Source organism: Rheinheimera nanhaiensis E407-8, assembly GCF_000296695.1.
In the GTDB taxonomy this organism is placed as follows: Bacteria; Pseudomonadota; Gammaproteobacteria; order Enterobacterales; family Alteromonadaceae; genus Alishewanella; species Alishewanella nanhaiensis.
Window position 1 is genome coordinate 14,869 of record NZ_BAFK01000028.1, and the last position, 25,515, is coordinate 40,383.

The 25,515-nt window shown below is 52.0% G+C and carries 28 protein-coding genes; 11 read left to right on the plus strand and 17 right to left on the minus strand.

Annotated elements, in window-relative coordinates; genetic code table 11:
• Positions 1-109: 109 nt before the first annotated feature.
• A complete protein-coding gene (locus tag RNAN_RS18790) occupies positions 110-1,285 on the minus strand; it encodes a TonB family protein (protein WP_008223994.1) in 1,176 nt (391 codons plus the stop codon).
• Positions 1,286-1,438: 153 nt separating this feature from the next.
• Here RNAN_RS18790 and RNAN_RS16815 point away from each other — a divergent pair, with 153 nt between their 5' ends.
• A complete protein-coding gene (locus RNAN_RS16815) occupies positions 1,439-1,846 on the plus strand; it encodes an acyl-CoA thioesterase (protein WP_008223997.1) in 408 nt (135 codons plus the stop codon).
• 3 nt (positions 1,847-1,849) lie between these two features.
• Here RNAN_RS16815 and RNAN_RS16820 read toward each other — a convergent pair whose 3' ends face one another.
• The 9 genes from RNAN_RS16820 to cyaY all read right to left on the minus strand — a co-directional run bounded on the left by RNAN_RS16820 (position 1,850) and on the right by cyaY (position 9,855).
• A complete protein-coding gene (locus tag RNAN_RS16820) occupies positions 1,850-2,509 on the minus strand; it encodes a hypothetical protein (protein ID WP_148275777.1) in 660 nt (219 codons plus the stop codon).
• Between the two features lie 172 nt (positions 2,510-2,681).
• On the minus strand, positions 2,682-4,082 hold the full coding sequence (locus RNAN_RS16825) for a Type 1 glutamine amidotransferase-like domain-containing protein (RefSeq protein ID WP_008224001.1): 1,401 nt from the start codon (positions 4,080-4,082) through the stop codon (positions 2,682-2,684).
• Between the two features lie 338 nt (positions 4,083-4,420).
• Positions 4,421-4,945, minus strand: a complete 525-nt coding sequence (locus RNAN_RS16830) for a DNA-deoxyinosine glycosylase (protein WP_008224003.1) — start codon at positions 4,943-4,945, stop codon at positions 4,421-4,423.
• A gap of 7 nt (positions 4,946-4,952) precedes the next feature.
• Positions 4,953-6,035 carry a heme biosynthesis protein HemY gene (locus tag RNAN_RS16835; protein ID WP_008224004.1) on the minus strand — a complete coding sequence of 361 codons (1,083 nt, stop codon included), beginning with the start codon at positions 6,033-6,035 and terminating at the stop codon, positions 4,953-4,955.
• Positions 6,032-7,147, minus strand: a complete 1,116-nt coding sequence (locus RNAN_RS16840; protein ID WP_008224005.1) for a uroporphyrinogen-III C-methyltransferase — start codon at positions 7,145-7,147, stop codon at positions 6,032-6,034. The genes RNAN_RS16835 and RNAN_RS16840 overlap by 4 nt, the downstream gene beginning before the upstream one ends.
• On the minus strand, positions 7,144-7,905 hold the full coding sequence (locus RNAN_RS16845) for a uroporphyrinogen-III synthase (protein WP_008224007.1): 762 nt from the start codon (positions 7,903-7,905) through the stop codon (positions 7,144-7,146). The genes RNAN_RS16840 and RNAN_RS16845 overlap by 4 nt, the downstream gene beginning before the upstream one ends.
• A complete protein-coding gene (hemC, locus tag RNAN_RS16850) occupies positions 7,902-8,831 on the minus strand; it encodes a hydroxymethylbilane synthase (protein ID WP_008224008.1) in 930 nt (309 codons plus the stop codon). The genes RNAN_RS16845 and hemC overlap by 4 nt, the downstream gene beginning before the upstream one ends.
• A 1-nt stretch (position 8,832) precedes the next feature.
• Positions 8,833-9,513 (minus strand): alpha/beta hydrolase, encoded by a 681-nt coding sequence (locus RNAN_RS16855; RefSeq protein ID WP_008224009.1) that lies wholly within the window; start codon positions 9,511-9,513, stop codon positions 8,833-8,835.
• 24 nt (positions 9,514-9,537) lie between these two features.
• Positions 9,538-9,855, minus strand: coding sequence for an iron donor protein CyaY (gene cyaY / locus RNAN_RS16860; protein WP_008224010.1), 318 nt, complete (start codon positions 9,853-9,855; stop codon positions 9,538-9,540).
• 71 nt (positions 9,856-9,926) lie between these two features.
• On the opposite strand from cyaY, the gene lptM reads away from it, so the two are divergent.
• From lptM to xerC, 5 genes are read left to right on the plus strand one after another with little or no spacing between them, the layout of a single operon-like run.
• Positions 9,927-10,115, plus strand: coding sequence for an LPS translocon maturation chaperone LptM (gene lptM / locus RNAN_RS19560; RefSeq protein WP_008224014.1), 189 nt, complete (start codon positions 9,927-9,929; stop codon positions 10,113-10,115).
• Positions 10,102-11,358 (plus strand): diaminopimelate decarboxylase, encoded by a 1,257-nt coding sequence (gene lysA / locus RNAN_RS16865; protein ID WP_008224016.1) that lies wholly within the window; start codon positions 10,102-10,104, stop codon positions 11,356-11,358. Before lptM ends, lysA begins: the two co-directional genes overlap by 14 nt.
• A gap of 12 nt (positions 11,359-11,370) precedes the next feature.
• Positions 11,371-12,201 (plus strand): diaminopimelate epimerase, encoded by an 831-nt coding sequence (gene dapF / locus RNAN_RS16870; RefSeq protein ID WP_008224018.1) that lies wholly within the window; start codon positions 11,371-11,373, stop codon positions 12,199-12,201.
• Positions 12,198-12,854: a DUF484 family protein gene (locus RNAN_RS16875; protein ID WP_008224021.1), complete on the plus strand. Its 657-nt coding sequence runs from the start codon at positions 12,198-12,200 to the stop codon at positions 12,852-12,854. Before dapF ends, RNAN_RS16875 begins: the two co-directional genes overlap by 4 nt.
• Complete coding sequence (xerC, locus tag RNAN_RS16880; RefSeq protein ID WP_008224023.1) at positions 12,841-13,773, plus strand: tyrosine recombinase XerC; 933 nt, start codon at positions 12,841-12,843, stop codon at positions 13,771-13,773. Before RNAN_RS16875 ends, xerC begins: the two co-directional genes overlap by 14 nt.
• Before the next feature lie 255 nt (positions 13,774-14,028).
• Here xerC and RNAN_RS16885 read toward each other — a convergent pair whose 3' ends face one another.
• From RNAN_RS16885 to RNAN_RS16895, 3 genes are all read right to left on the minus strand, one after another.
• On the minus strand, positions 14,029-14,784 hold the full coding sequence (locus tag RNAN_RS16885; protein ID WP_040552437.1) for a VRR-NUC domain-containing protein: 756 nt from the start codon (positions 14,782-14,784) through the stop codon (positions 14,029-14,031).
• Positions 14,785-14,876: 92 nt separating this feature from the next.
• The gene (locus RNAN_RS16890; protein WP_040552439.1) at positions 14,877-15,398 is read right to left on the minus strand and encodes a hypothetical protein; all 522 of its coding nucleotides are present in this window, start codon (positions 15,396-15,398) and stop codon (positions 14,877-14,879) included.
• Positions 15,399-15,606: 208 nt separating this feature from the next.
• A complete protein-coding gene (locus tag RNAN_RS16895; RefSeq protein WP_008224027.1) occupies positions 15,607-16,053 on the minus strand; it encodes a DoxX family protein in 447 nt (148 codons plus the stop codon).
• A 158-nt stretch (positions 16,054-16,211) separates the two neighbouring features.
• On the opposite strand from RNAN_RS16895, the gene RNAN_RS16900 reads away from it, so the two are divergent.
• Entirely contained in the window at positions 16,212-17,126 is a 915-nt protein-coding gene (locus RNAN_RS16900; RefSeq protein ID WP_008224029.1) for a LysR family transcriptional regulator, read from the plus strand.
• A gap of 5 nt (positions 17,127-17,131) precedes the next feature.
• Positions 17,132-17,836, plus strand: a complete 705-nt coding sequence (locus RNAN_RS16905) for an HAD-IA family hydrolase (protein WP_008224031.1) — start codon at positions 17,132-17,134, stop codon at positions 17,834-17,836.
• Between the two features lie 12 nt (positions 17,837-17,848).
• Here RNAN_RS16905 and RNAN_RS16910 read toward each other — a convergent pair whose 3' ends face one another.
• The 4 genes from RNAN_RS16910 to RNAN_RS16925 form a co-directional block, all read right to left on the minus strand.
• Positions 17,849-18,265: a hypothetical protein gene (locus tag RNAN_RS16910; protein WP_148275778.1), complete on the minus strand. Its 417-nt coding sequence runs from the start codon at positions 18,263-18,265 to the stop codon at positions 17,849-17,851.
• 122 nt (positions 18,266-18,387) lie between these two features.
• Positions 18,388-18,846, minus strand: a complete 459-nt coding sequence (locus RNAN_RS16915; RefSeq protein WP_040552442.1) for a hypothetical protein — start codon at positions 18,844-18,846, stop codon at positions 18,388-18,390.
• Positions 18,843-19,301, minus strand: coding sequence for a hypothetical protein (locus RNAN_RS16920; RefSeq protein ID WP_040552445.1), 459 nt, complete (start codon positions 19,299-19,301; stop codon positions 18,843-18,845). Before RNAN_RS16920 ends, RNAN_RS16915 begins: the two co-directional genes overlap by 4 nt.
• 2 nt (positions 19,302-19,303) lie before the next feature.
• The gene (locus RNAN_RS16925; protein ID WP_040552447.1) at positions 19,304-19,762 is read right to left on the minus strand and encodes a hypothetical protein; all 459 of its coding nucleotides are present in this window, start codon (positions 19,760-19,762) and stop codon (positions 19,304-19,306) included.
• A gap of 190 nt (positions 19,763-19,952) precedes the next feature.
• Between RNAN_RS16925 and uvrD the strand changes: the two genes are divergently transcribed.
• The 3 genes from uvrD (at position 19,953) to RNAN_RS16940 (ending at position 25,107) form a co-directional block, all read left to right on the plus strand.
• Entirely contained in the window at positions 19,953-22,124 is a 2,172-nt protein-coding gene (gene uvrD / locus RNAN_RS16930; protein WP_008224036.1) for a DNA helicase II, read from the plus strand.
• Positions 22,125-24,224, plus strand: a complete 2,100-nt coding sequence (locus tag RNAN_RS16935) for a tRNA(Met) cytidine acetyltransferase TmcA (protein ID WP_008224037.1) — start codon at positions 22,125-22,127, stop codon at positions 24,222-24,224. It begins immediately after the preceding gene.
• Between the two features lie 79 nt (positions 24,225-24,303).
• Positions 24,304-25,107: a hypothetical protein gene (locus RNAN_RS16940; RefSeq protein WP_008224040.1), complete on the plus strand. Its 804-nt coding sequence runs from the start codon at positions 24,304-24,306 to the stop codon at positions 25,105-25,107.
• The last annotated feature ends 408 nt before the right edge of the window (positions 25,108-25,515 follow it).

The window sequence follows — 25,515 nt, forward strand, 5'->3', positions numbered from 1 at the left end:
AAAAATAATAATTTCAATGCATTATGTAATGTATTTTATATTCTTGTAACCCGTACCAACCTAGCATTGTTGGCGATCTGTGTTTATTACCGACAGTTGGTCTATAAGGCTATTTCGCTAGTAAAACCTCTTTTATCCGCTCAGCATTGCTGCTACCGAGCTTTATCGCGCTATCGAGCATCGAAATCCCAAATTCAGTATTCCCCTGTATAAACCGTTCAGCACCGTACCAAGCCATCACTTCTGCGTCCTGCTGTTGAGCCAAATAATCACGCCACCGAACGTCGTCTGCACTGAGTATGCGTTGAGCTTCATAGTTGCCATTTTTGGCCGCTTGCCGCCACCAAAAATGCGGAGTGAACATTTCTGTAATTACCACAGCCGCTGACTTTGCCGTCTCGTGAGTGACATGAGTAAAAACCGACCAATCAGGGTTTGCCGGGTCAAGTGTTAACGTATTGTCTATCCGCAGGTTATTCCTACTGTATTTATGCAAAAGCTCGAGCAAGGTGCCTAATTGCTGTTGATACTGTGGCGCCCCAGCTATCGCATACAACCATAACTGATGTTTTTCAATTTGTTGTACCAATAGCTCCGGCGTTATCAGCCCGTTGTTTTCCAGCGAAAAATCAAACTGCATAATGCGGACAGCGGGCTTACCTGTTGCTTCATACTGCCACTTTGCTAGGCTACGTTTTGACTCGCGTTCAAAAACGTGTCGCGGGAAGCTATCGATTACGTCAATAACCGTAACTTCGCCAGCGGCATCAAGCAAAAAACGCATCTTCACATAACCCGTGATGCCATGTCTTGCCGCATTTCTAGGGTATTCCGGCTGTACCTGCTTTATGACCTTAGCCTGCAGCGTTGGTGCATTGCCAGACAACGGTGCTCGTTCATCGGGTAATGGTGTATCAGGAGAGTTAGCGATGGGGATCAGCAACGCTTGTGAAAATTTATTCTGCAGTTCAATAGCTTGCGTTATCTGGTCGGCAGATAATGTCTGCGAGATATTGTTTTTCAATTTTTCAGCATCAGGATGTCCAAGAAAGGACGCATAACCAAAATGCGCCACTGCAAGCACTTTATCCACCGGTTGGCCTTGTCCATGAAATGCCATCGCTGCCAAATTAAAAGCAGCCTGCTCGTTGCCCAGCCGAGCGAGCGTCGAAAACTGGCTATGTGCAACACTATACTCGCCCTCTTCATAAGCGCGCATTGCGCTTAACCAATCGGCGGCTTCTGCAACTTGAAACAGCAATGTCAAACATAATAACCAGCGCATCCAACCCTCTAAATCCAACAATTTATTAATATAAGCACGATACTTGATTTCGATAACGATTCAAATAATAACATATAGAAGTCACACCAAACTGGTTTGGCCAGTAAAACTATGCCACAATCAACGCACCTGAAATTACGACAGCAGCCTAAGATGACACATAAAACCTTAATAAAAGTACGGGGTTACCATTTAGATATTTACCAGCATGTCAATAACGCCCGTTATCTGGAATTCCTGGAAGAGGCGCGTTGGGGCTATCTGGAGGACAGTGGCGACATTGAATGGTTTGCCAAACATGGCTTGGCCTGGGTAATTGTTAATATCAATATTAACTACCGCGTGGCCGCCACCATGGGCGATACACTGGAAGTGTTTACCCGCTTTAGTAAAGTGGGCGGTAAAAGTGCTGTGGTAACACAGGAAGTGCGTATTGCCGGTAAAGATGCCGTTGCCGCTGATGCGCAGGTGACCTTTGTTTGCCTGGATCAGAAAACCGGTAAAGCGGTAGCCATTGAAGGCGAGTTAAAAGCCCGCTTAGAGCAACATATCGCGGAATAAGCGCTAACGCTTAAGGTGTTTTTCCAGCGCCTGTTTGAGTAATGCGCTGCTATCTTCCTCATCGCCGCAGGGCACTACTGCGTTGGCGGCCATTAAGGCGTCAAAACCATCTTTGCCCGGATCAGCTATTCGACAGCCCCCTTTCACCCTGATTAACTGCCTGCCATCGTTAAGTTGCGCTACCACCTGCCCTGCCGGGTCCTGGCTTAACGGCTGATGGCGCTTTTCTACCGTTATTTTCGGCTGTTGTTGTGCCTGCCGTAACTGTTGATAGCTGGCGGTAGCGGCTTGCTCTATTGCCGCAGGGGCGACCGCGGCAGCCTGGTTCAGCGCACGCTGCGCCAGGCTTTGTTGTGGCAAAACGAGCGTCTGCACGGTGTCTTGCGGCTCTGGCTGTGCTGCCTTGTCTGGCAATGCCGCTGTGGCAACCGCCGGCTCGTTGGTAGCTTGTTGTGGTGCTGCAGTGACAGACGGCGCGATATTTACCGGCTTTGGCGGCATAACTGTAGGCCCAGTGGTAGTTTCATCCTCTGGCTGTTGCGCTAATTTCGTTGGGGGCGGTTGGTACAAATAAGACACTACCGCTTCAGACAGGGGTGGCGTTACCCTGGCGGGAATTTTGGCGTTTAAAAGCGCCGCCAGCAGCATGGCGTGCAATAGCACAGCCAATAGGGCTGGTCGGCCGTAAGCCCGCCAAAAAGCATCTAATGCGCTGATAACACCAGACAAAGAATCGCTGTCCCTGCATCTTTTATTGTTGAGTCAGCATCAGACCAGCAGTACAGGCATAAATTCAGCCGGCGCCATCAATTTTGACGCCGGCTGAGCTGAGCCCTTAGTAAGGGTTAGTTGGGTTGTAGAAGCTGCCACTACGACCGTCAATGCTTAAACGGCTCGGGCTTACTGCGCTGGCGTTATTCAGCAGGTTATAGCTTTGGCCGGGCAATAATTTATAACGCAACAGGTTATTGATGATCACCGGTTGGCCACAGCTGGTTTGCTGGTACTGGGTCTGGCCGTCAGCGCGCAGCACGTACACTTCGTGGCTGCCATCGACCACACCGTTGCCATCGGCGGTAACAAACAGTGACGTAGCCTCCGATACCGCCACGACACGGCCCGTGCTGCCTAACTTGGCCTGAAACACCGCCGAGCGGCCCATGCGGTCGCGCTGCTTAAAGTGTGTGTCGGTAATAATGCCACTCAGTAGCGGAATATTGAGGAAGTTAGTGCTGATATTGACCGTTTCATGGCAAAAATCGGTTACCGCTTCCGAGCTGATCGCCCCTAATACACCGTCCGGATCATAAATAAACTGGCCCAACACATGGTTACCGGCCGAGGTACCACCCACCGCGCCACCTTTGTTGTACACATGCATCAGCGCATCCTGCACCTTAGTACCCTGCCACTGGTTCAGGTAGTCAGACTGATCGCCACCGGCAATAAAGACAAATTCAGCACTGCGGATAGCCCAGTCAACGTAGTCACTGTTGGCTTTGGTACGGGTGTTGACGATCAGGGTTTCTACCGAGGCGGCATTAGTCAGGCCTTGCAGGTAGTCGTTATACGCTGCGGTACCCGAGGTGCGCAGCACCACAATATTGCCACCTTTAATGTGCGGTTTGATACGGTTCGCAAAGGCTGCATCCACGTCGGCACCACCGCCCATCAGTAGCAGCGCCGGGCTGCTTAAACTGACACAGACATCGCTACTGCTACCAAGCAGTGTCGCCGATAAGCCACCCGGCTTAGATGGCCTTGGGCCGTAGTTGCAGTTTTCCAGCTCAGGTTCCGGCTCTGGCTCAGTGCCACCGCCGCCACTACCGCTGCCGGTAAAATTCACCGTTAACTGGTAATTGCCGGTACCACTATAGCGGGTGACTTTAACAAAGTGCGGCCCGGCCGGTGAAGCAACATAGGTGCCGTTTTCCGGATTACTGCTGCTTTGGCCTGATGCAATATAGCTGCCGCTGGCGCGGTATAAAAACCAGTCAAAGTCGGCATTGCTGCCATGGCTTAAACTGACACTGATATCACCGGTCGCTGTGGTATCAAAGTAGTACCAGTCCTGATCGGTGCGGCTACCAATAGCGGCCTGCACCGCTACGCCGCTACAGAGCGGGCCATCGGCGCCACTTTCGCTATTATTGTTTTCGCTTTCTTGTTGCAAACAGGCCTGCGCATTGCCACACAGCAATAGCGCAACTACGCCTAACAGACTTAGTGCTTTCATTGTTACTTCCTGCTTTTGTATTGTTATAGGAAATGGCCTAACGGCCAGGTTTTCTTGCCAGGCACGATGCCGGGCAAAGAATCTGGGAATCAGTTAACGCGGGGAGATCTACTCGTCAAACCACTCGGACAGGTGGTAATCGGTGGCACAGGCATGCAGGTTAGCGGGCCGGGCGACCCACAGCTGAGCATAATCAGCGCTGCATAAACATGTTGCCATAACAGTCTTTTGTGACAGGTTAATGAATAACCAATATTGGCCGCGCTGGCGATTCTGTCAAGCTAATCGACGCAAATTTGTAAAAAGTACCGACAGCAGGTCCACTTTAAAAAAGCGCCCTAGCTGGATAAAAATGCACTAAGCTTTTGCCATTCAAGCAGTTTTTGCTGAAAACTTAAGCTGGCATGCGCCGGGCTGGTCGAGGGTAAATACAGCAGGCTAATACCGGGCGGCAAGGTGGTTAGCGGTAGCACCCGGCGCTGAAAACTCTGGCCGGCTTTGGCGCCGTTAAAGGCAATGGCACGCAGCTGCGGTAAACGGGCAAACAGGCTGGTGAAATCATTGGCTTGTTCAGCCCGGATGGCACTGTCCAGGCTACCCCGGCGCTGACAGCAGCCAATCACATCCCATAGTGCCACACCGTGCTGCTGCAGCTGTGCCAGCCGCTCGGGGTAGCTTAAACTGAGTGGAAACTGCAGCAGGCTGGCCATTATCGGCCAGAAGGCATTGCGGGGGTGGCCATAATACTGCTGCTGCGCCAGCGATACACTGCCCGGCATACTGCCAAGCACTAACAGCCGGGCTTTATCGTTGTACTGCGCAGCCAGGCCGTTTAGCAAGGCCGTCTCTGCCTGAGTCTCCACGGCAAGCTTAAGCCTTTAGCGACGGTTCGTATTGCAGCGCCTTGTGCCAGGCCAGCTCGGCCTGCTCAATCTCGCCTTCCTGCTGCGCCAGATAGGCCAGCAGTGCGTACAGATAACCGTTGCTGCTATGTTCATGCAGCCACTTCTGCGCTTGCTTACGTAACTTAAGCACCGACTTACCCAGTGGGATCTGGCGGATATACGGCAATAGCTGTGGCAACTCAGCCAGCTGCAACTGGCTTAGCAGCAGCTTTTCAGCCGCTTCATGCTGGCCACTTTGTGCCATGGCCCATGCCCGGCCAACATTAGCAGCGGTAGATTTACGCTCTTTCGCCGGCAGGTTTTGCCAGTAGTCGGCAGTTTCGTCAAAGCGCTGCTGCTGGCTTAACTGGCTAATGGCCGCCGGATAAATATTAAAGCGTTGCTGTGCCCATTTGTCTTTATCAAACCAGTGCTGCTTTAATGCTGCTGGTACCAGCTGCAGCAGCTGTTGCCACTGGCCGGCTTGCTGTAGCGCATACAAATACAGCTGGCCCAGGCCTTTATCTTCAGTGTCGGCGTGTACTTTACCGGCCAGCAGCACACAGGCCTGCGCCGCCTGGCCCTGTTGCAGCATTAAATCGGCCTGCACAAAGTCGCGGCTGTCGCTGTCATCCGCCAGCGCGTCAACATGTTGCTGCGCCTGGCGGCTATTGCCGGCATAAAAAGCCGCATAGGCTGCCAGCAGGTGTTTTTCCTGCAGCATAAAATCATCGGCACAGGCTTTAGCCAGATGCTGACTGGCCAGTTGCCATTGCTGTTTGGCATAGGCCTGCACGCCCAGCTCATAGGCTTGCTGTGCCTTACGCTGCCGGCGCCAGCGTAAAAAATTAAACGACACATGCTGCAGCCTTAGCAACTTACGCAGCACAAATGCCAGCAACCACAAGGCAGCCGACAGCGCCAGCACAAGCAGCGCCAGGCCTAACAAGGTGGTTTCAAATACCAGGCTGCCCGCCACCACTTTGACATAGCCGGCATGGTTGACCAGCAGTGGGCCAAACCACATTGCCAATACTAATGCGGTAATCAGCAGCAGCATACGGATCATAAGTCCTCTCCTGCCAGTTGCTGCTGATACTGCTGTAGCATGGCCGGGCTTTGCAAGGCGCTCAGCACAGGCGCGCTGACATCAGCGCCCGCCAGCTCAGCTAAGCTTTGGCTAAACTGCTGCACTGCGGTGTCACCGGCACTGAAATAGCGCTGTAACTGATCTGCGGCTTGCTGCAGTGCCAGGCGGTACAGCTCGGTTTGTTGTGTCATAACGGCTTGTTGCGCCGCCTGAATTTGCTGCTGTAAATGAATGCGCAGCATCAGCTGTTGGCTTTGGCTTAAATCGAAATAGTCTTCCGGCATGGCCGCACGCGGGTTAAATAAACCGCGCCAGGTGTTGTGCCAGTGATAGGCCAGCGTCTGGCGCCAGTTGGCTAAGGTGGCCTCGGGCGCCTCTGGCGCAGCGGCTGGTGCCTGTAACTTCAGTGGCAGCTGCATCACCTGCTGACGCAGCTGCACCAGCTGGACCTGCAGTTGGCTGCGATCAGTGGCCGGCAGCGCCGTCAGTTGTTGCTTGTCGTGGGCAATGGCCTGCCGTACCGGCAGTAAAGAGGCATCGTCCAGCGCGGCAAGTTTGTCATCCGCACTTTGTAGCAAGGCGATAGCCGTGGCGGCATCCTGCTCCAGCCAGACTTTTTGCGCCGCCAGCTTTAACAGGTAGTCGGCTTCGGCCAGGCGCCAATGCCGTGGCGGCGCGCTGTCACGCTCTTGCACCAGCTGGCGCAATGCCTGCATCTGGCTTTGTGTTTGATTCAGCAGCTGCTGTTGTTGCTGCAGCAGACGTTGCTCCAGTGCTGTTAGCTGTTGCTGCTGTTCGGTTAGCCATTGTTGCTGCGCCTGCTGCTGGCTGTCCTGCAGCTGGCGGTTTTGCACTTCAAGCTGCTGCAGTTGTTGGCTAAGCGTCTGGCTTTGCTGCTGCAACTGTTGCCACTGCGGCCACAGCCAGTAAGCACCGGCGCCAACACCTACTCCCAGCGCCAGCACCAGCAATAAACTTAAGGCACCACTGACGCTACCACGGCGTGGCGCGGCCGGCTCGGCGTCCATCTTCTGTTTTAACTGCTCCAGCGGTGCGTCCATCTCGGTTGCCCGCTCCAGGGTGTCACTCATTGATATTCCCTCAGTTGCTGGCTGATCGCAGCCAGTAAGGCACTGTCGTTGGCATTCTCCGCCAGCCGGATCTTATCGTCACTAATACCCAGCGCCAGCGCACTGTCGCGCATCCGCGGGCTGACCAGGATCCAATCACAGCTTTGCAACCAGTGCATATGCTCGGGCCCGACCAGCGTAAACAGCTGCTGTAAAATTTCGTTGCTGGTGGCCACAATACAACGAATGCCCGCCAGCTGCCACTGCTGGCACAGTAAAGCGCCATCCAGCGGCAAGGGTAAACGTTTATAGCTTTGCACATAGCGCACGCTGGCGCCACGGGCAGTTAAGCCTTGTTTTATCAGCTCACGGCCGGCATTGCCGCGCACCACTACAATTTGTTTACCGGCCACCTGCTGCAGTTTTGGCAAGGTTAACAGCCCTTCGCTACGCTGATCGTCCGGCACGCTCACCTCACGCCCCAACCAGCGCTGCAGCGCCGAGGCAGTCGTTTGGCCCACAGCATACAGCGGCGCTTTAAGTAGCGCGCCATCCAGTTGCTGCTGCAAACAACTGACCGCGCTGACACTGACAAATACGATCGCATCGGCTTGTTGCAGCTGCTGTACATCGTGGGGCGAAATAGTGACCTGCGCGGTGGTAATCAGTGGCTGATATAAATAGCCGGTACCGGCTTCATCCAGCGCCGCCAGCAAATAATCCGCCTTGCCGGCGGGCCGGGTGATCAGTAGCGGTATAGCGGCAGCGGCTGATGTCATGGCGCGGCCTGATACACCGCTTGCAAAATACGCCCGGCGCCGTGTGCCAATAACTTAGCGGCCAGCTCAGTGCCCAGTTGCTCGGCGTCTTGTACCGGCCCGCGTATTTCATCGCGGATAATCTCACTGCCATCAACCGCGCCTACCAGACCACGCAGCCATAAGGTGTCACCTTCGAGCACGGCAAAAGCGCCAATCGGCACCTGACAGCCACCCTGCAGTTTGCGGTTCATTGCCCGTTCTGCCAGCACGCAGGCGCGGGTGCCGGCATGCTCCAGCGGTGCCAGCAGTTGCTGCACAGCCTTATCATCACTGCGGCATTCAATACCCACCGCACCCTGGCCATTGGCCGGCAGGCTAAGTTCTACCGGTAACAGGCTGGCAATACGCTGCGCAAAACCCAGCCGGATAAGACCTGCTGCGGCAAGGATAATGGCAGCAAACTCGCCGTTATCCAGCTTAGCCAGCCGGGTATTCACATTACCGCGCAGGTCGCGCACGGTTAAATCGGGCCGCAGCGCCTTTAACTGACACTGGCGGCGCAAACTGGAGGTACCCACCACGGCGCCTTTTGGCAGTTCGTCCAGCGATTTGAACTGGTTGGAGACAAAGGCATCCAGCGGGTTTTCCCGCGGGCAAATGGTGTGCAGCATTAAGCCTGGTGGAAATTCGACCGGCACATCTTTCATACTGTGCACGGCAATGTCGGCGCGACCATCCAGCATGGCTTGTTCTAACTCTTTAACAAACAGGCCCTTACCACCAATTTTTGCCAGTGGCGTATCGAGAATTTTATCGCCCTGGGTCGACATAGGCACCAGCTCGACCTGCAGCTGCGGGTGATGGCGCAACAGCTCGGCTTTGACATACTCGGCCTGCCACAGCGCCAGCGCGCTTTTACGCGTTGCAATACGTACTGTTGTCATCTTAATTCGTCACCTGCGCCAATAAACGGCGCTGAATAAAGCTGCTGATATCGGCCACTTCCTGCGCACAAACGCTGTGTGGCATGCGGTAGTCGTGCCAGCTGACATTAAAGCCGGCATTTTTCAGCGTATGATACGCCTGCTGGCCGGCTGCCATTGGCACCACCGGATCCTGGCTGCCGTGCGCAATCAGTACCGGGGTAGCTTTGTTCAGCGTGTTACTCTCGTCTTTCAGTTTATCCGGCGCGCACATATAGGTAGACAGCGCCATCACGCCGGCCAGCTTATACGGCAGCCGTGGCAATAAATGTAGCGCGATTACGCCGCCCTGGCTAAAACCGGCCAGAATAATACGCTCGCTGCTAATGCCTTCGCTGATCAGGTTATCCAGCAGCGCCTGCACGGCTGCGGCCGACTCGCGCACTCCGTCTTCATCGGCGCGGTTGGTTAAATCCATGGTTTTAATGTCGTACCAGGCCCGCATACGCATGCCGCCATTTACCGTAACCGGCCGCTCTGGCGCATGCGGAAATAAAAAGCGGATGCCGGCATCCAGGGGTAACCGCAGCTCCGGCACTATGGGGGCAAAACCATGGCCCGAATCGCCCAGGCCATGCAGCCACACTACTGCGGCGCGGGTTTCACCCTGCGCTTTTACATCGACAAAAGGAAGTAATGCCATTACAGATCCTAAAAACAACAGCGCCTAAGGCGCCAGATTAAGCGGCTTGCCGGCCTGTTTGGCCGCGGCATCGTTCAGCAACTGCCAAAATTCGGCACCGCTGCGGTTATCTATCCACTTATCGCCGTGCCATTCAAAATGGTGGCCATTGAATTTGGTGGCCACCCACAGCTGATGCAGTGGTGGCTGCTTATTAATGATGATCTTACTTTTATCTGCAAAGCTGATGCTTAACAGGCCGCCGTGCGACTCGTAATCCAGATCAGCGTCGGCGTCTTCTATCGCCTGTTCAACCGCCAGTAGGGTGCTGTCGGCCAATTCATCGTATTCTAGGTCATTCATCTGCTTCACCTGTTTGCTTTTATCGCTAAGGATGCGATTATAGAGCGCAACCACCATAAAAAAATAACGTCATGCACGCTTTTACAACCAAAGGTCCGCTGTTAACTGTCGCTGCTGCTGTTTTACTGTGCAGCCAACTGAGTGCTTGTGGTCAAAAAGGCCCCCTTACCTTACCACAACCGGCACCCGAAGTGGCACAGCCAGAACAAAACAACGCTAATCCAACCCAACCATCGGATGAACAACGTGGACCACTTTAATTACCAGCAAAACCGTCTTTTTGCCGAGCAATGTGCGCTAACGGATATCGCCACTGAATTTGGCACACCCTGCTATGTTTACTCGCGCGCCACGATAGAGCGGCATTATCAGGCCTTTGCCAGCGCAGCCGCCGCCCACCCGCAGAGCCTGGTGTGCTATGCCGTTAAGGCCAACAGTAACCTGGCGATCTTAAACCTGCTGGCCCGCCTCGGTAGCGGCTTTGACATCGTATCGGGCGGAGAGTTGCGCCGGGTAATTGCCGCCGGCGGCGACGCGAAAAAAGTGGTGTTTTCCGGCGTGGCGAAAACCGCGGAGGAAATGCGCTTTGCGCTGCAGTTAGGCATTAAGTGTTTTAATGTCGAGTCTGTCGCCGAGCTGGAACGGCTGCAACAGGTGGCCAGCAGCCTGAATATCAAGGCGCCGGTGTCAATTCGGGTGAACCCGGACATTGATGCCAAAACCCACCCTTATATTTCTACCGGCTTAAAAGCGAATAAATTTGGTATTGATATCTTGCTGGCAGGCGATATTTACCGCCAGGCTGCCCGTTACAGCCATCTTGATGTGGTGGGTGTCGACTGCCACATTGGCTCGCAGCTTACTGAAACCCAGCCGTTTTTAGAAGCGCTGGAAAAGCTGCTGACATTAATAGATGCGCTTGCCAGCGACGGTATAATGCTGAAGCATATCGATATCGGCGGCGGTTTAGGCGTCACCTACGACAACGAAACACCACCCTCGCCGGCCGATTACATCAGCAAAGTGGTAGCGCGGTTAACAGCTTACCCGCAACTGGAGCTGATTATGGAGCCCGGCCGCGCCATTATGGCCAACGCCGGCGTGCTGCTGACCAAGGTAGAGTTTTTAAAGCCAGGGCAAGAGAAAAACTTTGCTATCGTGGATGCGGCGATGAACGATTTGATCCGCCCGGCACTGTACAGTGCCTGGCAAGCGATAGTGCCGGTAGAGCGCGACAGTGCTAAAACGGCCGCCACTTACGATATTGTCGGCCCGGTATGCGAAACTGGTGACTTTCTTGGTAAAGACCGCGAACTCGCTATTGCCCAGGGCGACTTACTGGCTGTGCGCTCGGCCGGCGCTTACGGCTTTACCATGAGCTCGAATTACAACAGCCGGCCGCGGGCAGCCGAAGTGCTGGTCGATGGCGACAAACTGCATTTGATCCGCCAGCGCGAGCAGTGGCAGGACTTATGGCGCGGCGAACAGGTCATTACTGACTAGTTAAGGGCACTGATGTTATTACATTTTTCGAAAATGCACGGCCTGGGGAACGACTTTATGATGGTCGACGCCGTTAGCCAGAACGTGTTTTTAACCAAAGAGCAGATCAAAGCGCTGGCCGACCGGCATACCGGCATCGGCTTTGATCAGCTGTTAATGGTAGAGCCGCCCTACGACCCCGAGCTGGATTTTCACTACCGTATATTTAATGCCGATGGCAGCGAGGTAGAGCAATGCGGCAATGGCGCCCGCTGTTTTGCCAAGTTTGTCCGTGCCCGCGGCTTAACCAATAAACATAAAATTGGCGTCAGTACCAAGTCAGGCAAAATTGTGCTCTATGTCGAAACCGACGGCCAGGTCACAGTAAATATGGGCGTACCGCAGCTGGATCCGGCACGGGTGCCGTTTAAAGCACAAAAGCAGGAACTTACTTATATTCTGCGCGCTGATGAGCACACCATTTTATGTGGTGTCGTGTCGATGGGTAACCCGCATGCAGTCACCGAAGTGGACGATATTTTAACCGCACCGGTACAGGTGCAGGGGCCCTTGTTTGAACTGCACGAGCGCTTTCCCGAGCGCGCCAATATCGGCTTTATGCAGGTGCTAAACCCCGGCCATATTAAGCTTAGGGTGTGGGAGCGTGGCGCCGGCGAAACCCAGGCTTGCGGCACCGGGGCCTGCGCCGCTGTGGTAGTGGGCCAGCTGCAGAAAAAACTGCAGCAACAGGTGCGGGTAGACTTACCCGGCGGCAGCCTGCATATTCGTTGGAACGGGCCTGGCCAGCCACTGAAAATGACCGGCCCGGCAGAACATGTATACGATGGACAAATACAGCTATGAACGACAGCCTGACGAAGGATAACGACATGCTCGCTGCTCAGGTAGTGTATGACTACCTGCAGGACCACCCGGAATTTTTTCAGCAATACCCGCAGTTGTTAGCCAGTTTGCGCCTGCCGCACCAGCAACGCGGCAGTGTGTCGCTGGTCGAGCGCCAGCTGGAGCTGCAGCGGGAAAAAATTCAGGCGCTGGAAGATGACATTACCCGTTTAATGTCGGTAGCGCGGCAAAACGAACAGCTATTTCTGGCGTTTAACCAGTTACAGGCCGGCCTGTATCAGGCCACCAGCCTGGCGCAAGCCGAACAACAACTACAGCAATTTACCGCTGCCTTGCCACAGGTGAGCGAGTGCCGCTTAATCCGCTTTGACAGCGAACAAAGCAGCCAGCCGTTTCAGCTGTTGTTAACGCGCCGCTTAAATGAACAGGGTATTTACCTGGGCCGGCTAAACAAAGAAGAGCAGCAGCCGCTGTTTGGCCAAAGCGTGCACTCTGTGGCGCTGATGCTGGTAAAAGATCAGCAGCAGCCACTGGCGCTGTTAGCCTTTGGCAGCGAGCTGGACGATCATTTTCAGCCGTCGATGGATAAGCTGTTTATTGGCCATTTAGCCAGCATGCTGGCCCAGCTGTTACCTGGCTATGACGCCGCCTGACATCCCGCTTAGCGCGCAGTGGCTGAAGCCACTGCAGCAATTTTTAGCCTACCTGCAGTTTGAGCGCGGCTACAGCAGCAAAACCCTCGACAGTTATCAGCGCCAGCTTATACAGGCAGCGCAGGCACTTAACCAGGGCAACCGCCACTGGCTAACCCTGACAGAAGCCGAGCTGAAACAGCATATTATCAGCCTGCGCCGCAGTGGCGCCAAACCGCGCAGCATAGCGCTGAAAGTAGCTGCGCTGCGCAGCTTTTACCGCTACTTGTTAACCCAGGGCCTGTGTAGCGATAACCCGGCGCTGTATTTGTCGGTACCCAAGGCGGCGCGCAGCCTGCCAAAAAACCTTAATGTCGACCAGCTTAACCATTTGCTCAGTTTTGACAGCCAGGATGACATTCTGGCCTGCCGCGATAAAGCCATGCTGGAGCTGTTTTACTCCTCGGGCCTGCGTTTAGAAGAGCTGGTCAATGCCAATATCAGCGATATCGACTGGTCGCAACAGCTGCTGCGGGTTACCGGTAAAGGCAGCAAGCAGCGCATCGTGCCGGTAGGTAGCGTGGCGCTTAATGCCCTGCGCGACTGGTTGGCACAGCGGCCGGCCTTCAGCACCAAGTTACCGGAAGACGATGCTGACGCGCTGTTTGTCAGCAAGCAGCACAAACGCATTAGCAGCCGTCATGTACGCGAGCGCGTGCAGTTGTGGGCTCGCCAGCAGGGCTTAAACCAAAAGTTACACCCACATATGCTGCGCCACTCGTTTGCCAGCCATATGCTGGAGTCCAGCCAGGATTTACGCGCCGTGCAGGAGCTGTTGGGCCATGCCAACTTAAGCACCACCCAGGTGTATACCCATCTGGATTTTGCTCATTTAGCCAAGGTGTACGATAGTGCTCATCCGAGGGCAAAGAAGAGATAGTCCCGCAGTTTAAATTTAAACTAACTGATACTACCCAGAAATTTTGATACATCCTTTTCTTCTATCTGTTTCACTGGACACACTGTTTTCCATTCGTTTAGCGGCAAATTACGGCGGCCTCTAACAACAGTAGCTATATTCAGCTCTAGGTTGCCATTTCTCTCTCTTTGAAATCCACAGCTATCTTCGTCATAACACAGATACTCATGCCATTTGTCTTCGATTTTAAGACGAACACGAATTAGCCTCGAAGCATTAATCGAGTTTATGTTGTTCACAATGAGTTTCTTCCTCTACTTCAACAAGAGCAAAATCCAACCGTAAAGGTTTGGCAAACTCTTCAAGTATCACTCTCTGGCTTTTGCTAATTCGATCTCCCGGTGCCTTAACTTCAACAAATCTCAACTCGTTACCTTTCCACATCGTTATATCTGGCCATCCTTTTCTGAAATCGTATGGCGCTACCGAAAATTTCTTTGCGACTTCGTGCAAAAGTGAATTTCCTGCAACATTAAATAATTCGACAAACATCCAATCCTCAAGCAAAGGAAAATAACTAAGCATTGAGTTTGTGTTAGTAGAGTAATGAACAGCACCATCTAAAGAATGTTTGATTTTTAATGGATTGTTAGAGGCTAAAAAGCTAAAGTTTCGACGAATTGTTTCGATCGAAGCTGACGCTATGTTATCAAGCAAAAAATCTACTTCGAACTTGTCCTCCAGTCGAGCCGCGTTCTGCGAGAATATTGCCTCGACAAATGTACTTCTCAAACTGTCAGGAATGGTCTTAAAAGCCATCGCTTTAATCAGATTTAGTAACAGGCCGCCTTCTCCGGCATACCCTCGCCAGCCCTTAACTTGGAAATAACCAAGCACGGATGATTCAACAGATGATCGCTCGCCGTTAATTGGATTTATCCACGCGCCACTTTCGTCTGCACGTTTCAGCGCGATCGAGCTATATTCAAACCCTAATCGCACAGCGTCCGAAAACAACCCCTTACCTTTCATAAAATAATATTATCTTTTCTGCCAGTTAAACTTTATGAAGCCTGCTGGTAGGAACTTGAAAACACGTTTCACGCAGCCGACTTCGATCCTTATTACAGCACCTTATTTTCTCTGAGCTTTTGAATAAAAGGCGGAAACTTTGAATTCACAATAGCTCCTGACCGGTCTAATCCGAATGAGGAAACTGTATAAGTATCAATTTGAGTTACTTTCATCTTAACATCGCGACCCATAGCAACTTTAACAAAATCACTAACCGGCATTACTAACCGCCGTGTTGACCAGTCTCCGTAAGCTGTTAGTGAGCTTGCTTCTTTAATATTTTCAATAACTTCGCCATCAACATTAAATGCGACACCTGTAACATTTTTAACTCCTTGAACACCAACTTCCAAAAAAACGACCTTGGGATATTTCTGATTCCATTGGAACCCTAACGTATGCCAGCTCTCAGTTAAACTTGAGGAAGCACTGACGGAAGGTTGATTAATAATCAGAGAACCATCGAACTGATCTTTTTGAACAGAAAGGGATGGGGTCATCGTGTCGTTGATGCCCACACAACCAAAGAAGAAGATTGAAGACAGACAAAGCGCAAAAAATCGTTTTGACATAAAAAGTCCTTTTATAAATTAAAATAAAATCGTGCAAACAGCCGTTCTTAAAAAGAGGGTTGTAATAGCAATAATCACTTTTCAGAAGTGTTTCACTATTGAATACAAGCCAATTTACCATATCAGCAACAACAGTAAAAAAACAAATATTTTTTTTGATAGAAGTAAACGCCCGGCGGAACCGGGTGTTTTTCGTTGTTACATAGGCTTAGCTAAAACGTTTGGCCAGTAAGTTATCTATTGAAGCTTTACCGGCGCCGCTAAACAGTAGCGATACGCTGGCGGCCAGCAGCGCTAAACCAAACTCGTAACCGTTGTTGGCCATAAACAAACCGTTCTGAATGTGCACAGCAAAAATGGCCACCAGCATTGCAATCGCCAGGCTTAAGGCCGCCGGGCGGGTTAATACACCCAGAATTAACGCGATACCGCCGAAAAACTCGGCTGCACCGGCTAAAAATGCCATCACAATACCCGGTGATAAACCTATGCTGTCCATCCAGCCGCCGGTGCCCTCTAAGCCATAGCCGCCAAACCAGCCGAACAGTTTTTGCGCACCATGGGCGGCAAAGATAATGCCCACCGGCACCCGCAGCGCCAACGCGCCCCAACCCGCATTTGAGCTTAAAATTTTCTGAACGATTGAAGTTGCCATATCATCACCTGTTAAATTGTTTAAAGTTAAGTTTACTGCCACTCGACAGCAAGCTTTGCGTCGATGGTGTAACTATAGCGGGTTAATTGATACTGTGAAAACGCAATGTTTTGACTACACTATTCAAAATATTTGAATTTATAGAATGCGAGAGCACTATGCACAACGCCCTGAGTTTAGAAGCACTACGCGCATTGGACGCGATAGACCGCAAAGGCAGCTTTGCCGCCGCAGCCGAAGCCTTATACAAGGTGCCGTCGGCGCTCAGTTACACCATTGCCAAGCTGGAGGCGGATTTGGGCGTGGTGCTGTTTGACCGCAGTAAACAGCGGGCGCAGCTAACGCCGGCCGGCCAGTTGTTATTGGATCAGGGCCGCACTTTGCTACACGCGGCTAATCAGCTACAAAATGCCGTGAAACAACTGGATACCGGGTGGGAGACGCAACTGGTGATCGCCAAAGACAGCATAGTGCCCAACGCCCCCTTACTGGCGGTAATAAACGACTTTCTGCAACTGGGCAAAATAACCCAGCTTAGGGTAACAGAAGAGGTCATGGCCGGCGGCTGGGAAGCGCTGCAAACCGGCCGCGCCGATTTAGCGCTGGGCGTATCGGGCGATTTGCCCAAAGGGCTGTTTAATATAGTACCTGTCGGCGAAGCCGCATTTGTCTTTGCGGTAGCGCCGCACCATCAGCTGGCAGCGCTAAACCGGGTAGTGAATGCCGAAGATGTGCAACAGTTTGCTGCCATAGTAGTGGCCGATTCGGCACTGGACGCGCCCAAGCGCTCCTCTGGCTTATTCGACAGCCGCCAGCGTGTTGTGGTCGATAATATGCAGGCCAAGATAGATGCACAAAAACAGGGTTTGGGTATCGGCTTTCTGCCACGCCACCTGATACACGATGAGCTGGCGCGCGGTGACCTGATCGCCAAAGCCTGCAGTATTCCAAGAGATAAGACCCCGCTATATCTGGCGTGGCATAAACAACATCAGGGCCAGGCACTTAGCTGGTTTAGCCAGCAGCTGGCACAGGTAAACTGGCAGCAAGTGTTTGCGCCGTCAAGCGGGTAACCAGTATGCAATTATTTAAAGCGTTACAACCGATACAAGTGCTGTCGTTTGATTTGGACGACACCCTGTATGATAACAAACCGGTGATTGCCGCTGCCGAGCAGGCCATGCTGCAGGCACTTGCCTTACATGCGCCGCAAAGCCGGGGGCTGGATAGCGATTTCTGGTGGCAACAGCGCAAACTCTTGGCCAAAACCAACCCAGAGATACGCCACGATATTGGCCGCTGGCGCCTGCTGGGCCTGGAGGCAGGCTTACTGTCGCTGGGCCTGGCACACGCCGAGGCAGGCAACATTGCTAAACTGGCTTACGCTGCCTTTTTAACCGCACGCACCCGTATTACGCTGCAGCCCGACATCATCCGGCTGCTAAGCACTCTGGCACAACATTATCGCCTCATTGCCATTACCAATGGCAATGCCAGTATTCACAAGATGGGCGTGGGTGAGTTGTTTGAATTTAGCCTGCAAGCCGGGCCGGATGGCCGGATGAAGCCCTATGCCGATTTATTTCTGGCCGCCGCTAACCGGCTACAGGTTAAACCGGGGCAAATACTGCATATTGGCGATAGCCACCGCGCCGATGTGCTGGGCGCGCTCAGCGCCGGTTGTCAGGCCGCCTGGCTGGATCATCATCAAAGCAGCGTAAGCGTACTGCCGCATATCCGCCTGACCGATGTGCAGCAGTTACAGCTTTTACTATCCCACTAAGTTAGCGGAACTCTACTTCTGCCGTTCCAGAAACGATGGTGTGGTGCGCTGCCAGCAGATGTCACCGTTTTTGTGTAGCATGGCAGAGTCAATCACCAAACGTCCCTGGGCATAACTGATACCCGGCTGTTGTGCTTTGATAAAGGTACCGGACAGCTGCACCCATTCACCATTACAGGGGGAAAAAGACAAACTACCTTCTTCGGTATCTGAATCATCTAACACGTTTATGGCGTAAGAGCTAATGCGCAGTTCAGCATGGTCTTTAGAGAAATACAGCGCATCGTGATGAAACCCAACAAAATAGCCATCCACCAATATTGCTTTGTCAAAATACTGCTCGGGTGAATCAAGCAAACTAATCACATTAGTAAGCGCCTGATAAGATTTTTGTGCGTAGGCAGCATAAGGCATTAGCGCTGCCGACATTATCAGCAGCAGAGAGCTGGAAAAAGTAGCAAGCGCTGACCGCTTACCCAGCTTTCCAAACGTCATTTAAGCAATTCCAATCTTGTTTGCATTACTTACTACCGGTAAAAACTTGCCAAAAACTATGGCTTGGTGCGCTGCCAGCAGGTTTCACCATTCTTGTGCAACACAGCTTTATCGGCAACTAAGCGGCCTTTAAAATAGCTAATGTCTGGGTCTACCGCCTTTACAAAGGTCCCCCAAAGCTCTACCCACTCACCATTACATGCCGAAACAGACAAAGCATTCTCCTCATCAACAGAGTCATCTAACACATTGATACTCATAGGTCGCAACAAGTATTCTGCGTGTTGCTCGTCGAAAAAAAGATTATTCTCACTGTAGCCAATAAAAATGCCATCTACGACGATGTTTTTATCATAATGCTCTTCAGGCGCCGCTATCAGTCTAATAACTGAGGTTTGCAACTGATAGGTTTTTGGCGCAGAAACAGCATTTACCGCCGGCAAAAGCGTCATACTTGACAGAATCGCAGTCGATAAGGCATGAAACTTCCGCACATTATGTTTTTGCCAAGTCAATTAAGCATCTCTACAGGAAACGCCTTTTTTCTCTCCCAACAATACTTGCCCTTAGCATGCGAGAACATCCGATCAACAATTAGCCGGCCTTGGACTTCTCTACGCTCTTTGTTAAACACTGCCAGGTAATACCCGTGTATTTTTACCCAGCCATTATTGCATTCTGTGTCATTCAGCTCGCCAGTTTCAGTGTCATCAAGAATGTTTACCGCTGACAATGTGTCACGCACATTGGCGTGCTCAGAAGTGAGGTATAACCAACTGTCACCTGAACTAACGAAGTAGCCATTAACCGTCACTCTTTTATTTAACGCTGACTTGGGGTTGCTAATCATCTGTATCAGACTTGATGGATGTATCTCAGGACTGCCGTAAAATGCATCCGCGTCAAACTTTTCGGTTGCATGAGCGCATCCGGACAAAAAAATTAATACAGCCAGATATACTGATTTCATTATTATTTAAACCTTTTGAAAGTATTCTCATCGCAGTAAAAAACAGATTTCAGAGCATCCATACCTGTTCCAATTAAAAAAACAGGGGTTTGAGTTTTTCTGGAAAGCTGTTTGCAGTCATGCACGGTTGTCCGACCCATAATACTGGTTAATCGATAACTTGGCGGTGCCGCAGCAACAATAGCTGCTTCTTGAAAAATATCCTGCCAAGTGCAAACAAGACCATTTTGAAAGCACTCGCGCCCATCCCATGCATCTGTCCCTATCGTCCCTAATTTATATTCACCACTTTTGTCCTTTCTAACAACAAGGCCGATAAATCTGTGCCGTCTGATTGGGTCTGCAGTTAAAGGATCATGTGCTAACCTTGACTGCATGCCGAGATTACCTCTGGCAACATCTAAAACTGCCAAAAATTTCTTGTCGTCACATAGCGCTTTACACTCTTCAATCCCTGCCATCTTGCTTTCTCCTGATAAAACGAAGCCGCAGTATAAAAACACCCAGCCATAACATCAACTTTATTTAAACTAATAATTAACATTGTCGTTGGAATATGCTGGTTATTTATCCACTAAAACGGCGGGCTTTACTTGGCGCTTTGGCTTGGGCTGTTATAATGGCGGCCATTGTGGTTAGCGAGATTGACTAATGGATGTTTCTTACCTGCTGGACGGGCTTAACGATAAACAACGCGATGCGGTGGCCGCACCACCGCAAAATATGCTGGTGCTGGCCGGGGCCGGCAGTGGCAAAACCCGCGTGCTGGTGCATCGTTTAGCCTGGTTAATGCAGGTAGAGCGGGTGGCGCCCTATAGTTTGCTGGCGGTAACCTTTACCAACAAAGCGTCGCAGGAAATGCGCGGCCGCATTGAAAGCACTATTGGCGTCAGTTTAAACAACCTGTGGATGGGCACCTTTCACGGTTTGTCGCACCGTATGTTACGCGCACATTATCAGGACGCCGGTTTGCCGCAGGGCTTTCAAATCATCGACAGCGACGATCAGTACCGGCTGGTAAAGCGGGTATTAAAAGCGCTGAACCTGGATGAAAAACACTGGCCACCAAAACAAATTCAATGGTTTATTAATGCCCGTAAAGATGATGGCCTGCGCCCGGCCATGATTGACGCTGCCGGTGATTTTAGCCTGCAGCAAATGGTCAAGATCTACGGTGCTTATCAGGACATGTGCGACCGCGCCGGCTTGGTCGACTTTGCCGAAATACTGCTACGCAGCTATGAGTTGTTAAAGCAAAACAGCGAGGTACGCGGCCATTATCAGCAGCGCTTTCGTCATATCCTGGTAGACGAATTTCAGGATACCAATGCTATTCAGTACCAGTGGCTACGCTTACTGGCCGGCACTAACGCCAAAGTGATGATTGTCGGCGATGACGACCAGTCAATCTACGGCTGGCGCGGCGCCCGGGTAGAGAACATTCAAACCTTCTTAAAAGATTTCCCCGATGTTGAAACGGTGCGGCTGGAGCAAAACTACCGCTCAACCGAGACCATCCTAAAAGCCGCCAATGCGGTCATTGCCAACAATACTGATCGGCTGGGTAAGGATCTCTGGACCGACGGTGCCCGTGGCGAAGTGATCTCGTTATACACTGCCTTTAACGAGCTGGATGAAGCGCGTTTTATTGTTGGCCGCATCCGCGACTGGCATAAACAGGGTGATCGCTTAAGTGAAACCGCTATTTTGTACCGCAATAACGCGCAGTCGCGGGTATTAGAAGAAGCGCTGATTCAGGAAGGGCTGCATTACCGCATTTATGGCGGCCTGCGCTTTTATGAACGGCAGGAAATTAAAGACGCGCTGGCCTATTTACGCCTGCTGCATAACCGCCAGGACGATGCGGCGCTGGAGCGGGTAATTAACACGCCGGTGCGCGGCATTGGCGATACCACCTTAAACAAGGTACGTGAATATGCCCGCGCCCAGCAGCAAACGCTGTGGCAGAGCCTGCAGCAAATGTTGGCACAAAAGCAGTTGACCGGACGGGCCGCCTCAGCCATTGCCAATTTTATGCAGTTAATCGACGAGCTAGATAGCCAGGCCACTGATTTGCCGCTGCATGAGCAGGCCGAGCATGTCATTAAACGCTCAGGCTTATATGCGATGTATCAGGCGGAAAAAGGCGAGAAGGCCGAAACCCGCATTGAAAACTTAAACGAGCTGATCACGGCCTGCCAGAACTTTGATGAACGCCGCGCCGAAGATATGACGCCACTGGCGGCGTTTTTATCGCAGGCTGCGCTGGAAGCCGGTGAATATCAGGCTGAAGAGCACTCAGATGCCGTGCAGCTGATGACATTACACAGCGCTAAGGGTTTGGAGTTTCCACTGGTATTTATCTGTGGTCTGGAAGAAGGCATGTTCCCCAGCCAGCAAAGTGGCGATGACCCAACAAGGCTAGAGGAAGAGCGCCGGCTGTGTTATGTCGGTATGACGCGGGCGATGAAAAAGCTGTATTTAACCCATGCCGAAAGCCGGCGGCTTTACGGCCAGGAGCAATACCCGAAACCCTCGCGCTTTATCCGTGAAATTCCGGCTGAATACGTGGAAGAAATCCGCCTGACGACGCAGGTTAGCCGGCCCACCCAGTTTAACCGCTTCAGCAGTGCCGCCAGCCATGTCGCTTTTGAAAACACCGGCTTTAAACTGGGCCAGCGTGTACTGCACGATAAGTTCGGTGAAGGCACAGTGCTGAATTACGAAGGCACCGGTAGCCAGTCGCGTATTCAGGTCAATTTTGACGGCCTGGGCAGTAAGTGGCTGGTTACCGCCTATGCCCGCTTACAGGCCGTCGGCTAAATGCGCAGCAGCCTGCTGAGTCAACTTCTGCACTGGCAACAGCAGGCGGCCAGCCTGCAAATCCGCTTGCCTGTGGTTTGGCAAGGTGAGCGTGACGCGCTGCTGGCACAGTGCCGGTTATTACTGCAGCAGCACCAGGCACCCACTTTATACTGGCTGGGCGATAACGCGCCAGAACATGCGGTTCAGTTAAGCAACCGGCAAAACTATCAGCTGCTGGGTAGCGAATGCGATATGCTGGTGATCAATGCATTTAGCGGTTTTAACGCCGATCTGGTGGCGGCCTCGGCCGGTTGTGTTAAGGCCGGCGGGATCTGGCTGCTGTTGTGCCCACCTTTTGCACAGTGGCGACAACAAGCCAATATAGCGCATAAAAACCTGCTGCCTTATCCTTTGGATGCCAATAGTCATCAGGGCCATTTCATCCCGTTTTGGCTTAGCCAGCTGCAGCAACAAAATGTGCTGCTACTGGAGAATCAAACTCTGGTAAAACCGCTTAATTGGCCAGCAGCGCCTGCGACGCTAACAGCCAGTGCACCCTGTGCTACGCCAGACCAACACCAGGCGGTTGAGGCTATCTTACATGTGGTAAGTGGCCACAGACGCCGGCCGCTGGTGCTGACGGCAGACCGTGGTCGCGGTAAATCGGCAGCGCTGGGTATTGCCGCCGCGCAGCTTATTAACACAGCCACAGCGGCTAAACAGCTTATTATTACAGCGCCATCGCCACAGGCGGCACAAACGGCGCTAAAGCATTTTCAGCAGCTGACAGACCCAACACAGCATCAGCAGTTACAGTTTGTGCCTTTTGATCAGTTGCTAGGTGATAAGCCAAAAGCTGACTTGCTGCTGGTCGATGAAGCTGCGGCCATTCCCACCCCAGTGCTGCAACAACTGCTAAAGCAGTTTAGCCGCATTGTATTTGCGACTACCGAGCATGGCTATGAAGGCACCGGCCGTGGTTTTCAGCTGCGTTTTATGCATTACCTGAGCGAGCAGTGCCCCAAGTGGCATAAATTAGAGTTACAACAGCCGATCCGTTATCAGCAACAGGACCCGTTGGAGCAGCTCATCTTTAGCGGCTTTCTGCTCACGCAAAACCTGACGGTGCCAGAGCAGCTTAACACCGCCGCGCGGCAATATTGTCAGTATCAGGCCAGTGACTGGCTTAACCGGCCAGATATACTGCAACAGGTTTTTAGCCTATTGAGCCTGGCGCATTATCAAACGCAGGTAAAAGACTTAGCAGCCCTGCTGGATAACAGCCAACTGCGGGTATTTACCCTGGAACAGCAAGGCCAGGTACTGGCCTGTGCACTGGTCAGCATTGAGGGTAGCATCAGCGCCTCGCTGACCAACGCCATTTATCAGGGCGAGCGGCGGGTGCAAGGCCATTTACTGGCGCAAAGCCTGGCATTTCATCTTGCCCGGCCCGAGTTAGCACAGCTGCCGTTATGGCGGATAATGCGTATCGCAGTGCAACCCGCCTTACAAAGGCAGCAATTAGGCAGCAGCTTACTGCAGCATATCGCCGGCGCAGCTAAACAACAGCAGCTCGCTTATTTGGGCACAAGCTTTGCTGCCAGTACGGATCTTATACACTTCTGGCAGCAAGCCGGTTACGAGCCTGTGCGCCTGGGCCACAGCAGCGATAATGCCAGCGCCGAGTATTCAATATTAATGCTGCGCCCGGTCAACGGCGATGCAGATACCGTGCGTACTATGCAGCACGACTTTAGCCAGCAGCTGTACTGGCGCTTAGCACATTATCCAAGGCTTAATACCGGACTATTGCTGCAGCTAATAGAGCCACCGCCGCCAGTGCCACTCACCCAAGCAGAGCTGGCACAGCTTGCGCTATTCTGCCAGGGTAAGCGGCCTTATGAATTGGTCAGTCATTTGCTGTTAAGCTGGTTTAATCTACATTACAAAACACTGGAGATAGCACTGCAGCAGGAGTTGGCAGCCTTGCTGTGGCAGCAAAGCTGCTGGGCAGTATTACAACAGCAGTTTGGTTACAACAGCATGAAGGCCATGCTCACTAAGATCGGTCAAAGGCTTCATAATGGTGGTTATTTGTCTTGTTGCACCACCGGTTAAGCTGATCAAACCAGTATTCGCTTTCTTTTTCTGTTAGCTCAGGCTAAGGTGCCGCCAACATTTTTCGGATATTGTCTTTATGTTAATTGTTTTACCTTTGCTGGGTGCATTAACACTCACCGCTATCAGTGGCCAAAGCTGGTCTACGTCAGAAAAGCGTACGCTGCAATCCGCTATTAATAGCGCCCTGCATTCAGCGGAGATCACTAGGTTTTATCAGCTCTGTAAAGAACAGCCTGCCGATGGCTCGGCGCCATACAGCCTGACAGATAAAGAACAGCAGCGCCTGCAGACGCTGCTGCAGCAAAAAGTACATACACAGAATATTGACCAGCTACTGAAATTGGATAGCAAACTGACACAAAGTGTCAAAGCGAATATCGTGGCGCCGTCCAGCTGTGAGGACAGTAAGGCTGTGCAGACCTTGTTAGATAATTACGAAGTGGCGTTGTTCTCATTAGATATTGCCATGCCATTAGAACGAGCGATAAGCCGAAGTACGGCCGTCAAAACACCGCAAGCCAGTTCAAGTGCGGTACAGCAACTTATTGATCGCAGCCATGCAATAGCCTTGGTAAATGTTGTTGATAAACAGCAACTCAATGCTGTGCAACAAGCAAATTACTTACATCCAGATTACAGCGGCCGTTATGTGTTTAAAGTGCAACATGGCTGGCGGGCAAACATAAATTACTACTTAGGTATGCATATTTTTGTCGCTGATAAAGACATTGATAAGCTGGAAAAGCAATGGCTGATCTTTCTGGATAAAAATGGCCACTTTATTAAGGCGTTAGAATTCAATAAGGCCAGACCCTACCTGAACACCCTGAAAGATGCCCAGTGGCGTTATGATGTATATGGTAACCTGCACCGCAATTAATATTGAAGTACCGACCAAGCCCGCTTAGCGGGCTTTTTTATTGCTGGCATTAGAGCGGTTTTGCATAGCGACAAAGGTGTCGGGAACACCTTTGGACGTTGCATCGCAACGGTCCGCAGGACGAAACACAGGAGGTGTTTCGCAATGCTACACGCGCAGCGCTGTAGCTGGTGTGCGGCAGTAGTGCGCCTGGCGGTGAACTACATTGCTCACCCCATCCATGGGGTTCGCCGCTTGGCGGCCAGCTGAAGCTGTCCAAAAATGTTCCAGACATTTTGTCGCATAGCGTTCGCCCGCTCGGGCAGATAACCACCAGGCAATACAAATAAAAAAGCCCTTCGTTTTCACGAAGGGCTGGTTTATTTGGGAGCCTGGCGGTGAACTACTCTCGCATAGCGAATGCTACAC